Source organism: Leucobacter chromiireducens subsp. solipictus, from assembly GCF_016758195.1.
GTDB classification, from domain to species: Bacteria; Actinomycetota; Actinomycetes; order Actinomycetales; family Microbacteriaceae; genus Leucobacter; species Leucobacter solipictus.
The window spans coordinates 38226-51495 of record NZ_QYAC01000001.1; the positions used below are offsets into that span (position 1 = coordinate 38226).

Here is a 13270-nt window from a genome sequence, read left to right on the forward strand (position 1 = left end):
CACAGCCACGTGAGTACCGGAGATGCGTTGAGCATTCGCCCGCAGACCCCCACCCCGACCCCGCTCCGTGAGCTGGTGACGCAGTTTGGGCTCGAGGCGCGAGGCCTGAGTGAGGACGCCGCCGTGACCGGCGTGTCGCTCGATTCGCGCGATGTGCGGCCGGGAGACCTCTACATCGGCATGCCCGGCGCGAAGCGTCACGGCGCGGATTTCGCGGCGCAAGCGGCGGCGTCCGGGGCGAGCGCCATGCTGACCGACGCGGCCGGTGCCGAGCTCGCGACCGCGGCGGGCGTGGAGCTCCCGGTGCTCGTTTCCGCGCGGCACCCACGCGAGCTGCTCGGCGACGTTGCGGCCGCGGTCTACGGCACGGCGGACTTCGACGCGAAGCTGTTCGGGGTCACCGGCACGAACGGGAAGACCAGCGTGGTGTACATCCTCGCTGAGCTGATCCGGGCCGCGGGCCTGACGCCCGGCCTGAGCTCCACCGCGGAGCGACGCGTGGGCGAGGAAGTGATCCCCGCGAACCTGACCAGCCCGGAGGCCTCCGAACTGCACGGCCTGCTGGCCCGCATGCGCGAACGCGAGGTGGAGGGCGTCGCGATCGAGGTCTCCGCGCAGGCCGTGGTGCGTCACCGGCTCGACGGGGTCCACTTCGACGTGGTCGCCTTCAACAACTTCTCGCAGGACCACCTCGACGAGTTCGGGGACCTCGAATCGTATTTCGCGGCGAAGCTCGCGCTGTTCACCCCGGAGCGCGCGAGCCGCGGCGTCGTGGTCGTCGACTCGCCGTACGGCCAGCGGATCGCGAAGGAGTCGCAGATCCCCGTCACGCGTCTCGCGACGGAGTACGGCCAGTCCGCGGACTGGCACCTGGCCATCACCCGCCAGTCCCTCGACGGGGTGTCGTTTGTGCTGCAGGGACCCGAGGGGGCCCATTTCCGCGGCAGCGTCCCGGTGTTCGGCGGCTTCATGGCGGAAAACGCTGCGCTCGCACTGATCATGCTCCACGAGGCCGGAATCCCGCTCGCGCAGGTTGCGGCCGGGCTCGAGCGGGGCCGGATCCCCGTCTACATCCCGGGCCGGCTCGAGGAGATGACGGAGCCCGGATCCGCGGGGCCACGCTTCTTTGTCGACTACGGGCACACCCCTGGCGCCTTCGCGGCGATGCTCGACGCGCTCGGCGAGGTCGCGCCCGGCAAGATCATCTTCATGTTCGGGGCCGACGGCGATCGCGACACGACCAAGCGGGAAGAGATGGGCCGGATCGCCGCCGCCGGATCCGACACGCTCATCATCTGCGACTACCATCCGCGTTCCGAGCCACCGGAGGCGATCCGGGCACAGCTGCTCACCGGCGCCCGCGCCGCGAACCACGCGGAGGTGATCGAGGAGGGTGATCCCCGACGGGCCGTGCGCCTCGCCATTTCGCTGGCCGCCCCGGGGGACGTTATTCTGTATGCCGGTCCCGGACACGAGGACCACCAAGAAGTCGCCGGGCAATTCATTCCCTACTCGGCGCGTGATGAGGTCCGCGGTGCGCTCCGCGAGGCAGGATTGCTTTCGTGATTGATTTGACGCTCGCAGAAATTGCGGCAGCCATGGACGGCACCTTCGTGGTGGGTGCCAGCGGCGCGACGCCGGAGGACCGCATCGCCGGCGAGTCCCAGACGGACTCGCGAGAGGTGCAGCCCGGCCAGATTTTCTTCGCCCGCCGCGGCGAGGAGACCGACGGGCACCGGTTCGTGCCCCAGGCGGTCGCGGCCGGTGCGGCCCTGATCGTCGGAGAGCGGGAGACGGACGATTCCGTTCCGCAGATTCTCGTTGCCGACACGACCGACGCGCTCGGCGCCCTCGCCACGGAGGTCGTCCGTCGTGTGCGCGCCGCCGGGCAGCTCCGGATCGTCGGGATTACCGGGTCGAACGGAAAGACCACCACGAAGAACCTGGTCGCCGCGATGGCGGATCGCGTGGGCCCCTCCGTGGCCTCCGCGAAATCGTTCAACAATGAGGTCGGCGGCCCGCTCACGATGCTGCGCGTGGAGCACGACACGCGCACGCTCGTCGCCGAAATGGGCGCGAGCGCCGAGGGCGAGATTGCCCGGCTCACCGCGATGGCCCCGCCGCACATCGGCGTGGTGCTCACGGTCGGCCTCGCCCACGCGGGCGAGTTCGGCGGGATCGAGACCACGTTCCGCACGAAGAGCGAGATGGTGCGCGATCTCCCCGCGGACGCCGTCGCGGTGCTGAACCGCGACGACGCCTATGTGTCTCGCATGGGCGAACTCACGAACGCGCGCGTGCGCTGGTTCGGCCGCCACCCGGAGGCGGACGTGCGCGCGAGTGACATCGACTCTGACGCGAGCGGTACCCGCTTCACGCTCCACATCGACGGTGCCTCGCTGCCCGTGACGTTCCGCGTGCTCGGCGAGCACCACGTCACGAACGCGCTCGCGGCGGCCGCGGTGGGCAGCGAGCTCGGCCTGGCCCCCGCGGACATCGTGGCGGCCCTCGAGGGCGCGACCCGCGCGGCGCGTTGGCGCATGGAGGTGATGGGCGGCCGCGACGGCATCACGATCATCAACGACGCCTACAACGCGAGCCCGGATTCGATGAGCGCCGGGCTGCGCACGCTCGCGCAGATCGGGAAGCCGGAGGGCCGCACGGTCGCGGTCCTCGGTGCCATGAGCGAGCTCGGCGAGTACGCGATCGAGGAGCACCTGCGCATCGGGCTGCAGGCGGTGCGGCTGCGCATCTCGGAGCTCGTCGTGGTGGGCGCTGAGGCGCGCAACCTGCATATCAGCGCGATCAACGAGGGCTCCTGGGACGGCGAGAGCGTGTTTTTCGCCGAGCAGGACGAGGCGTTCGCGTACCTGGAGCGCACGCTCCGGCCGAACGACACGGTGCTCGTGAAATCGTCAAACGCCGCGGGGCTGCGCTTCCTCGGTGATCGCCTGGGGGAGGCCTTCGCATGATCGCGCTGTTGATTGCCGGCGGGTTCTCGCTCCTGTACTCGTTGCTGCTCACGCCCCTGTTTGTGCGGATCTTCAACCGCCTCAAGTGGGGTCAGCCGATCCGCGTGGACGGCCCGAAGGAGCACGAGGTCAAGCGGGGCACGCCCACCATGGGTGGCCTGATCTTCCTCACCGGCTCCGTGCTGGCCTACTTCGTGGGCAAGCTCGTCATGGGCGAGCAGCCGACCCCCTCGGCGCTGCTCGTGATCCTGATGGCGGTGGGTGCCGGCCTCGTCGGGTTCATCGACGACTTCATGAAGACGCGACAGCAGCAGTCCGCGGGCCTCGGCGGCTGGGCGAAGATCGCCGGCCAGGTCGTGATCGCGGTGTCGTTCGCGCTGCTCGGCCTGCAGTTCGCCAATGATGCCGGGCTGACCCCGGTCTCCACCCACATCTCGCTGTTCCGCGATCTGCCCTTCGACTTCATGGTGCTCGGCCCGATCGCCGGCATCATCCTGTTCATCATCTGGGTGATGGTGATCGTGACCGCCACGACCAACGCCGTCAACGTGACGGACGGCCTGGACGGTCTGGCGGCCGGGGCGTCGATCTTCGCGTTTGGCGCGTACCTCATCATCGGCTTCTGGCAGGCGGCGCAGAACTGCGCCACGACCGCCGGCGAGGCCGGCTGCTACGAGGTGCGGGATCCGATGGACCTCGCGGTGATCGCCGCGGCCTTCCTCGGCGGCCTCGCCGGCTTCCTGTGGTGGAACACCAACCCGGCGCACGTGTTCATGGGCGACACGGGATCCATGGGCATCGGTGGCGCGATCGCGGCTCTCGCGATCCTTACGCACACCGAGATCCTGTTGATCCTGATCGGCGGCCTGTTCATCATCGAGACCGGCTCCGTGATCGTGCAGCGCATCTACTTCAAGCTGACCAAGGGCAAGCGCATCTTCCTGATGAGCCCGATCCACCACCACTTCGAGCTGAAGGGCTGGGCCGAGGTGACGGTCGTCGTCAGGTTCTGGATCATCGCCGGGCTGTTCGTGATCGCGGGCGTCGGTTCCTTCTACGGCGAATGGTTGTTGCAGCAGTGACCGCCGCGCAGCGGCTCGCCGCCCTCACCAGCTGGCACCACGACTGGAGCGACCTCCGGGTCGCCGTGCTGGGCCTCGGCCCGGTCGGCTTCTCGGTCGCGGACACGCTTGTCGAACTCGGCGCGCGCGTGCGCGTCATCGCCGACGCGGCGGACGCGGACCGCGATCGCCTGCTCGACGTGATCGGGGCGGAGCGCTTCGCGGATCCGGATCCCGCCGCGCGGCTCGCGGATCTTGCCGCATATGCGCCCGAACTCGTGGTGCCGGGAGCGGAGGTCCGCCTCGACGACCCGCTCAGCCTGTGGGCCGCGGAGCACGGCGTCACCGTGTGGGGTGACATTGAGCTGGGCTGGCGGTTGCGGGACAAGACGTCGCGCATCGCCGACTGGCTCTGCGTCACCGGGACAAACGGCAAGACGACCACGGTGGAGCTCACGGCGCACATGCTCGCGGCCGGTGGCCTGCGCGTGACCCCCGCGGGGGCGAACGAGACCCCGATCCTGGACGCGCTGCGCGATCCGCAGGGCTACGACGCACTCGTCGTGGAGCTCTCCGGCTTCCAGCTGGCTCGCCTCGGCGAGATTTCCCCCTACGCGAGCGCCTGCCTGAACTTCGCCGAGGACCACCTCGACTGGCACGGCAGCGCCGACGCCGCGTGGGCGGCGAAGGCGAAGGTCTATGAGAACACGCAGGTCGCCTGCGTCTACAACCGCGACGACCTCTCGACCGAGCGCATGGTGGAGCAGGCGGACGTGGTCGAGGGCGCGCGCGCGATCAGCTTTGGCATCGATACACCGCCGCCCAGTGGGTTCGGCATCGTGGAGGGCATCCTCGTGGATCGCGGCTTCCATGAGGACCGCCGCGGCGAGGCCTTCGAGCTGGTGACGGTGGACGAACTCGGGCAGCACGGCTTCGCCGCCCCCCACACCGCGCAGAACGTGCTCGCCGCGGCGGCGCTCGCGCGGTCCCGCGGGGTGAGCCCCGGTGAGGTGGCGCAGGCGGTGCTGAGCTTCGCGCAGCAGCCGCACCGTACCGAGCGGCTCGCGGATCGTGCGGGACTGCGCTGGATCGATGACGCGGCCGCGACGAACGCGCACGCCGCCGATGCCGCGCTCCGCACGCTGAAAAACGTCGTGTGGATCCTGGGCGGGGTGCAGACGACCTCGGATCTGTCCGGGCTGATCGCCGCACACGAGCATCGCCTCCGCGGGGCGGTCGTCATCGGCGCGCAGCGCGCCGAAGTGGTCGCCGCGCTCCGCGAGCACCTGGGGGAGCGGCCCGTGATCGAGATCGCAGCGGACGAGCGCGACGCAGCCGGCGAGCGCGATGCGGCTGGCGTGCTCGCGGCCGCGGTCGCGGAGGCCGCCGCACTCGCGCAGCCCGGCGACACCGTGCTGTTTTCCCCGGCGGCCGCGCCGGGCGCGCAGTTCTCGGGCACTGCCGAGCGCGGGCGGCTGTTCCAGGCCGCCGTGTCCGAACTGGAGTAGCACGGATGGCTCAGGGACAGTCGAACGCCGCGGGCCGCGCCACGGGCCAGGCGCGTATCAGCCTCGGCGCGGTGCTGCGCCCCGGCAACGACCGCACGGTGATCGCCCTGTACGCGATCACGCTGCTGCTCGTTGGCTTCGGGTTGATCATGGTGCTGTCCTCATCGTCGATCACGTCGTACCTCGATGACCAGGGCTTCTTCGGCGGGTTCTGGAAGCAGGCGACGTTTGCGCTGATCGGCCTGCCGCTGATGCTCATCGCGGCGGCACTTCCCATCGCCTTCTGGAAACGCTGGGCGTGGTACCTGCTCGGGCTCGGCATTCTGCTGCAGTTGCTCGTGTTCACCCCGCTCGGCATCGAGGTCTACGGCAACCGGAACTGGATCCAGATCGGCAGCTTCGGCGCGCAACCGTCGGAGGCGTTGAAGCTCGCGCTGGTCGTGTGGATCGGCGCGGTGCTGCAGCGGAAGGAGCCGCTCCTCGGCCAGATGAAGCACGAGTTCATTCCCGTGATCTTCCCCGGCGCGATCCTCGCGCTCGGCGTGGTCCTCGCCGGGCGCGATCTCGGCACGGTGCTGATCATGGCGGCGATGGTGTTCGGCGCGATGTACTTCGGCGGGGTGAGCGGGAAGACGCTGGGTGTGACCGCCGCGGGCGGCCTGCTCGCGGTCGCGTTCTTCGTGCTCACGAGCCAGAACCGCATGGACCGGTTGTTCGGCCATGCCGCGGGGAACGACGACTACAGCGGCCTCGGCTGGCAGCCGCTCCACGGCCTGTGGGCGCTCGCCGGGGGCGGCCTGTTCGGCGTGGGCCTCGGCGGTTCGAAGGCCAAGTGGTCGTGGCTGCCCGCCGCCGACAACGACTACATCTTCGCGATCATCGGGGAGGAGCTCGGCCTCATTGGCGCGCTGCTCGTGATCGCCCTGTTTGTCGCGCTGACCGTGGTGATGCTGCGGATCATCTCCCGGGCGCGGGATCGCTTCGGGAAGGCCGTGGTGGGCGGGATCCTCGTCTGGATCGTGGGCCAGGCCTTCGTGAACATCGGCGTGGTGATCGGGGTGCTGCCCGTGCTCGGCGTGCCCCTGCCGCTCATCAGCGCGGGCGGCACGGCCCTGATTGCCTGTCTCGCTGCGATCGGCGTCGTGGTGTCGATCGCGCGCGACGGGGCCCAATACCAAGAGGAGCTGGCCGCAGCTGGCACCGAATCGACTGACCAGAGGAGACCGCGAACGCGATGACCAGCTACCTGCTCGCCGGCGGAGGCACGGCCGGACACGTCAACCCCCTGCTCGCGCTCGCGGACCTCATCCGCGCCACCGAACCCGATGCACAGATCCTCGTGCTCGGGACGCGTGAGGGGCTGGAGGCGCGGCTCGTACCCGAGCGGGGCTATGAGCTCGCGTTCATCGAGCGCCTGCCGTTCCCGCGCCGGCCGAACGCGGCAGCGCTGAAGTTTCCCGCGCGCTACGCGCGGGCCGTGAAGACGGTCCGCGAGCTGATCCGCACGCACCGCGTCGACGTGGTGGTGGGCTTCGGCGGGTACGCGTCGGCACCCGCCTACCGGGCGGGCGCCAAGGAGGGCGTCCCGGTGGTGGTGCACGAGGCGAACGCCCGGCCGGGCATGGCGAACAAGCTGGGTGCCCGCAGCACCACCCACGTGGGGGTCACCTTCCCCGGGACCCCGATCCGGCACGCCCACGTCACGGGCATGCCGCTGCGGCCCGAGATCACGGGCCTCGACCGCGCGGCGATGCGCGAGCCCGCACGCGAGCACTTCGGCCTCGATCCCGAGCGCCGCACGCTGCTGGTGACCGGCGGTTCGCTGGGTGCCCGCGCGATCAACAGGGGCATTTCCGGTTCCGCCGCGGAGATCGTCGCCGCGGGCGTGCAGGTGCTGCATGTCTGGGGTGGACTCACCGAGATCGAGGATCCGGGCGTGCCGGGCTACCACGTGATTCCGTACTGTGACCGCATGGATCTCGCGTTCGCGGCCTGCGATCTCGCGGTGTCTCGCGCCGGATCGACAACGGTGAGCGAACTGTCCGGGCTCGGTATTCCTGCCGTGTTCGTCCCGTACGCGGTGGGCAACGGCGAACAGCGCTTCAACGCGGCGAGCGTGGTTGAGGCCGGGGGAGCGCTGCTCGTCGAGGACGCCGAACTCACGCACGCCTGGGTCACCGGGACGCTCCTGCCGCTGCTGGCCGACGACGAGCGGCTGGCCGCGATGTCGGTGCGCGCGCGGAGCGCCGGCCGCCTCGACGGCACGGAACGCCTGTTCGATCTCGTGCGCGAGGCGCTCGCGAGCGCCTGAGCGCGTGGGCCCCGCGACGCAGGGGGATAGACTCTGAACCATGTCGGGCACGCTTCTCCTTCACCGCCGCGACGGGGTCTAAGCTGACCGGCACCCCGTCCGCGGAGGTGCTGGTGCGCCGGTTTCCCGTTTCGGCACTCGGAGACCCCATGAAGATTCCCTCTCGCCTGTGGGCGATGCTCGCCACGATGGTGTGTGCCCAGGCGGCGACCACGGTCGTCACCGCGGCACCCGCGTTCCTGATCCCGTTTCTGCACGAGCGGGCGGGGCTCAGTTTCGCGGAGGCCGGCCTCCTCGCCGGCGCGCCGAATCTCGGACTCGTCGCCTCGCTCGTGCTGTGGGGCGCGGCCACGGACCGCTGGGGCGAGCGCCGGGTGCTGCTCATCGGGCTCGGCCTCACAACGCTCGCGGTGGGCGGCAGCGTCGTCCTCGCCACGGGCGGGCAGGACGGCTCGGATCGGCTGTGGCCGCTGGCGATCGTACTCGGGGTGAGCGGCGCGCTCGCCGGCTGCACCAATAGCGCGAGCGGTCGCCTGATCGCGGGCTGGTTCCCGGCCGAACGCCGCGGCCTCGCCATGGGGATCCGGCAGACCTGTCAACCGCTCGGTATGGCGGTTGCCGCGCTCGCTGTGCCCCCGCTCGCCGCTGCCGGAGGCGTCCCGCTCGCGCTCGCGCTGGGCGGTGCGTTGACCCTCGCAAGCCTCATTGCGTGCGCGATCGTGGTGCGGGATCCGGCACGCACGGCGCGTTCCGGCGCGGGAGCCGGCACGGCGGCCGTCGAGAACCCCTACCGCGGGAGTGCCGACCTCGTGCGGATCCACGCCGTCTCCATGTTGCTCGTGATTCCGCAGTTCGCGCTGTCCACCTTCGGCCTCGTGTGGTTCACGGTGGGCTTTGGCTGGGACCCGCTCACCGCGGGCGCGCTGGTCGCCGGTGCACAGTTTGCGGGTGCGGGCGGGCGGATCCTGGTGGGGGTCTGGAGCGACCGGGTCCACTCGCGGCTCCGCCCGCTGCGCCAGATCGCCGTCGCGGGCGTCGTGGTGCTGCTCGCCGCCGCCGCGTGCGGCTGGGCCGAATGGGGGATCGCCGCGGCGGCGGTGTACGTGCTCGCGAGCTGCGTCAGCGTCGCCGACAACGGGCTCGCCTTCACCGCGGTCGCGGAGATTGCGGGTCCCGCGTGGGCGGGGCGCGCGCTCGGCCTGCAGAACACCGGCCAGTTCCTGGCCGCCGCGGCGGTGGGGCCCGGCGTGGGGCTGCTGATCGGGACGCTCGGTATCCCGACGGCCCTCGCGCTCACCGCCCTCGCGCCGGTGCTCGCGGTCCCGCTGATCCCGCGCGAGCGCGTCGCACACCCGGCTTCGGGGGAGCGCGCGATACGCTTGAGTGCTGACGCGCCGAGCGTCCCCGACCGTCTTCCCAAGGAGCACCGATGATCTATCCCGACCTCGAACTGGAGATCCCCGCCGAGCTGGGCCGCGTGCACTTCGTGGGCATCGGTGGCTCTGGGATGAGCGGGATCGCGCGCATGATGCACCAGGCCGGCGTGCGCGTGACGGGATCCGACCGCAGCGCGAACTACTCCACCGCGGCGCTTGAGGAACTCGGGATCTCCGTCGCGATCGGTCACGATGCCGAGAACGTGGGCGACGCGGACACGCTCGTGGTCACGGGTGCGCTGTGGCAGGACAACCCCGAGTACCAGCGGGCGCTCGCGACGGGCATGCCCGTGTTGCACCGCTCGCAGGCCCTCGCGTGGCTGGCCCGCGGGAAGCGGGTCGTCTCGATCGCAGGGGCGCACGGGAAGACCACCTCCACGGGCATGGTCGTGACGGGCCTGCTCGGTGTCGGTGCCGATCCCTCGTTTGTGAACGGTGGCATCATCGAGTCGCTCGGCGTGAGCTCCGGGCCGGGCACGGACGAGCTGTTTGTGATCGAGGCGGACGAGTCGGACAAATCCTTCCTGCTGTACGACACGGCCGTCGCGTTGATCACCAACGTCGACCCCGAGCACCTCGATTTCTACGGCTCGCGTGAGGCCTTCATGCAGGCGTTTGTCGATTTCGCGCGCGGCGCGCGCGAGCTGGTGGTCATCTCCGCCGACGATCCGGGGGCCCTCGAGGTGCTCGCGGCGCTGCGCGCGGAAACCGGCGACGCCGGCCCCGCGATCCGGACATTCGGCGAGGCCGCCGACGCGGACGTACGGATTCTCTCGATCGATGATTCCGGTCCGGTCCGGTTCACCGTGGAGATCGACGGTGCCCGATTCGACGCCCAGCTGTCCGTGTACGGCCGGCATAATGCGGTCAACGCGGTGGGCTCGCTCGCCGTCCTCACCGGGCTCGGCTTCGCGCCGGGGGAGGCGTTGGCCGCGATCGCCGAGTTCGGTGGAACCAAGCGCCGCTTCGAGTTCCACGCCGAGGTCGGCGGGGTCCGCGTCTACGACGACTACGCGCACCACCCGACGGAGGTCGCGGCGCTCCTCGAGTCCGCACGCGCCGTCGTGGGAGAGGGCCGCTTGATCGCGATCCACCAGCCTCACCTCTACAGCCGCACGAGCATGTTCCACCGCGAGTTCGCGGAGGCGCTCGAGTCCGGTGCCGACCACACGGTCGTGCTCGCCGTCGACGGCGCTCGCGAGGACCCGGTGCCCGAGGTCACGGGGGCGCTCGTCTCGAACGACTTTGTGGACGCCAGCCGGGTGGCGTACCGTCCGGAGTGGCAGGACGCCGCCGAGTACCTTGCTGAGTTTGCGCAGCCCGGCGATGTGATGGTGACGATGAGCTGCGGGACCGTGTATCGCATCATTCCGCAGGTGGTTGAGGCTCTGCGCGGTCGGTTCGAGGCCGCGGCACAGTGAAGCGGCCGAGCGGGTTCGATCGGGGGCCGGAACGCCCCGAATCGAGCGCGCCCGGAACCGACGCGGAGCGTGACACCGGGGATGTGACGCCGCCGCTGACCGGCGTCGATGCCCCAGGGCCGGGCGCCGGGGCACGGCTCATGGACCGCCTGCGCTCGCGCACCGCACGCGAGGCGGTCGCGCAGCCGGCGGAAGACGCGAGTGACGGCCCCGCTCCGGCGCAGGATCCCGCTCCGGCGCAGGGTCCCGCTCCGGCCCAGGATTTCGCTCCGGCGCAGGATCTCGCGCCGACGATTGATCTTTCGGCGGTGCGTGAGACGCGCGACGCCGAGGACCGCTCCGGAGGGTCCGAGCTCGCGCTCGATGAGCCCGAGCGGCCTGCAGGATCCGCGGTGTCCCGGTGGCGCGCCGCCCGCGAGGCGGACCCGGTCCGGGCGGCGGAGCGGCGGGTGCGTCAGGCAGGGAAGCAGCGCAAGGCGCGTATTCGGCGTGAGCGTCAGCGCTTTACGCTGCACGCGCGCCGCCGCCGGCGCGTCTGGTGGATCGCGCTCGGCGCCGTGGCCACGCTCGCGCTGTTCGTCGTCGTCGGAGCGTTCACCCCACTGATGGCGGTGCGCGAGGTGCAGCTCGTCGGGGCGTCGAGCGTCGACGAGGCCGCCGTGGCGGAGGCGCTCTCCCGCTTCGAGGGGGTGCCGCTCGCGCTCGTGGACGACGCCGATGTGCATCGGGCGCTCGAACCGTTCCCGCTGATCCAGCGCTACGCCGTGGAGCGGACGCCGCCGCACACGATGACCGTGCGGATCGAGGAGCGCGTCCCCGTCATTTCGCTGCCCGCCGAGGGTGGCATCGGCCAGTACGACGCCGCGGGGGTGCTGCTCGGCGTGCAGGAGGCCGCACCGGCTGGCGTGCCGCTCGGCGCGGAAGCGGTGACGGATCTGTCGTCCGCGGCGTTCCAGTCCGCCGCGCGTGCCTTGCGCGACATGCCCGCGGAGCTGCGCGCGCTCATCGTGAGCGTGAGCGCCACGAGCGGCCAGGACGTGACGTTTGTGCTCACGAACGGCATCGAGGTGCTCTGGGGCGATGCGGAGCAGACCAAGCGCAAGGCGCTGGTGCTGAGTTCGATGCTGGGTTCCCTCGGCGACCACCCGGTCGAACACGTGGACGTCTCCTCCTCGGAAGCTCCTGTTTTCCGCTAGTTCCCGCGTGTCTGCCGCGGCGAGCCCGGCTCGGGCCGTAGCGTGGGGTGCAGAAACGTATTCGGCAATACTAACTTTGAACTTCAGCTAGAGGTTGAGGGTTACGGGCGGAGGATCCAGGTGTCAGGGAACCAGAACTACCTCGCGGTAATCAAGGTCGTCGGAGTGGGCGGCGGCGGCGTGAACGCCGTCAACCGAATGATCGAACTCGGCCTCCGCGGTGTCGAATTCATCTCCGTCAACACGGACGCGCAGGCGCTGCTGCTCAGCGACGCCGACGTGAAGCTCGACATCGGCCGTGAACTGACCCGCGGGCTCGGCGCCGGTGCCGACCCCGAGGTGGGCCGACGCGCCGCCGAGGACCACGCCGAGGAGATCGAAGAGGCGCTGACCGGCGCCGACATGGTCTTCGTGACCGCGGGCGAGGGTGGCGGCACCGGCACCGGTGCGGCCCCGGTTGTCGCGCGCATCGCGAAGTCGATCGGCGCCCTGACCATCGGCGTCGTGACGCGCCCGTTCAGCTTCGAGGGGAAGCGCCGTGCCGCGCAGGCCGACTCGGGCATCAACACCCTGCGCGAGGCCGTGGACACCCTCATCGTGGTCCCGAACGACCGCCTCCTCGACATCAGCGAGCCGGGGATCAGCATGATCGAGGCCTTCGCCGCCGCCGACCAGGTGCTGCTCGCCGGCGTCTCCGGGATCACGGACCTCATCACGACCCCCGGCCTCATCAACCTCGACTTCGCCGACGTGAAATCCGTGATGCAGGGCGCGGGTGCCGCGCTCATGGGCATCGGTTCCGCGCGCGGCGCGGACCGCGCGATCAAGGCCGCGGAGCTCGCGGTCGCCTCGCCGCTGCTCGAGGCCTCGGTCGAGGGTGCCCACGGGGTGCTGCTGTCGATCCAGGGCTCCTCGAACCTCGCGCTGAGCGAGATCTACGAGGCGTCCACGCTCGTGCAGGACGTGGTTCACCCGGAGGCCAACATCATCTTCGGTACCGTTATCGACGACACCCTCGGCGACGAGGTGCGCGTGACGGTGATCGCCGCCGGCTTCGACGCCGATCAGGCCGCTGCGGCCCCGAGCCCCGAGCGCGGTCGCCGCGGCAGCCATGTCGAAAGCCTCGACGAGGTGCCGAACGGCCGCACGGTGGGCGCGACGGCGGAGGCCACCGGCCTCGGCTTCCCCGGGTTCAACGCGGTCACCGCGGAGAAGCCGGCGGGCGCGACGGAGCCGGCACCCGCCACCGGGCAGTTCGGTGAGGTCATTGCGCACCCGCCGGTGGAAGCGCAGCTCAAGGATCCGGCGTTCGATGGCGATGATGACGGCGACGATCTCGACATTCCCGAGTTCCTGAAGTAATCA

10 protein-coding genes are annotated in these 13270 nt (G+C 70.6%); all 10 read left to right on the forward strand.

Features of this window, described 5'->3' with window-relative positions:
- The first annotated feature begins 9 nt into the window (after window positions 1-9).
- Entirely contained in the window at window positions 10-1566 is a 1557-nt protein-coding gene (locus D3230_RS00160; RefSeq protein WP_337249018.1) for a Mur ligase family protein, read from the forward strand.
- The gene (locus D3230_RS00165) at window positions 1563-2972 is read left to right on the forward strand and encodes a UDP-N-acetylmuramoyl-tripeptide--D-alanyl-D-alanine ligase (RefSeq protein WP_202343007.1); all 1410 of its coding nucleotides are present in this window, start codon (window positions 1563-1565) and stop codon (window positions 2970-2972) included. Before D3230_RS00160 ends, D3230_RS00165 begins: the two co-directional genes overlap by 4 nt.
- Window positions 2969-4054, forward strand: coding sequence for a phospho-N-acetylmuramoyl-pentapeptide-transferase (gene mraY / locus D3230_RS00170; RefSeq protein WP_202343008.1), 1086 nt, complete (start codon window positions 2969-2971; stop codon window positions 4052-4054). The genes D3230_RS00165 and mraY overlap by 4 nt, the downstream gene beginning before the upstream one ends.
- The gene (gene murD / locus D3230_RS00175) at window positions 4036-5541 is read left to right on the forward strand and encodes a UDP-N-acetylmuramoyl-L-alanine--D-glutamate ligase (protein WP_202343009.1); all 1506 of its coding nucleotides are present in this window, start codon (window positions 4036-4038) and stop codon (window positions 5539-5541) included. The genes mraY and murD overlap by 19 nt, the downstream gene beginning before the upstream one ends.
- A gap of 5 nt (window positions 5542-5546) precedes the next feature.
- Window positions 5547-6779 (forward strand): FtsW/RodA/SpoVE family cell cycle protein, encoded by a 1233-nt coding sequence (locus tag D3230_RS00180; protein ID WP_202343010.1) that lies wholly within the window; start codon window positions 5547-5549, stop codon window positions 6777-6779.
- Complete coding sequence (locus D3230_RS00185; protein WP_202343011.1) at window positions 6776-7852, forward strand: UDP-N-acetylglucosamine--N-acetylmuramyl-(pentapeptide) pyrophosphoryl-undecaprenol N-acetylglucosamine transferase; 1077 nt, start codon at window positions 6776-6778, stop codon at window positions 7850-7852. Before D3230_RS00180 ends, D3230_RS00185 begins: the two co-directional genes overlap by 4 nt.
- Before the next feature lie 149 nt (window positions 7853-8001).
- Window positions 8002-9285 (forward strand): MFS transporter, encoded by a 1284-nt coding sequence (locus D3230_RS00190; RefSeq protein WP_202343012.1) that lies wholly within the window; start codon window positions 8002-8004, stop codon window positions 9283-9285.
- Window positions 9282-10709, forward strand: coding sequence for a UDP-N-acetylmuramate--L-alanine ligase (murC, locus tag D3230_RS00195; protein WP_202343013.1), 1428 nt, complete (start codon window positions 9282-9284; stop codon window positions 10707-10709). Before D3230_RS00190 ends, murC begins: the two co-directional genes overlap by 4 nt.
- Window positions 10706-11905, forward strand: a complete 1200-nt coding sequence (locus D3230_RS16275; protein ID WP_202343014.1) for a cell division protein FtsQ/DivIB — start codon at window positions 10706-10708, stop codon at window positions 11903-11905. The genes murC and D3230_RS16275 overlap by 4 nt, the downstream gene beginning before the upstream one ends.
- Before the next feature lie 120 nt (window positions 11906-12025).
- Complete coding sequence (ftsZ, locus tag D3230_RS00205; RefSeq protein ID WP_202343015.1) at window positions 12026-13267, forward strand: cell division protein FtsZ; 1242 nt, start codon at window positions 12026-12028, stop codon at window positions 13265-13267.
- Window positions 13268-13270 lie beyond the last annotated feature (3 nt).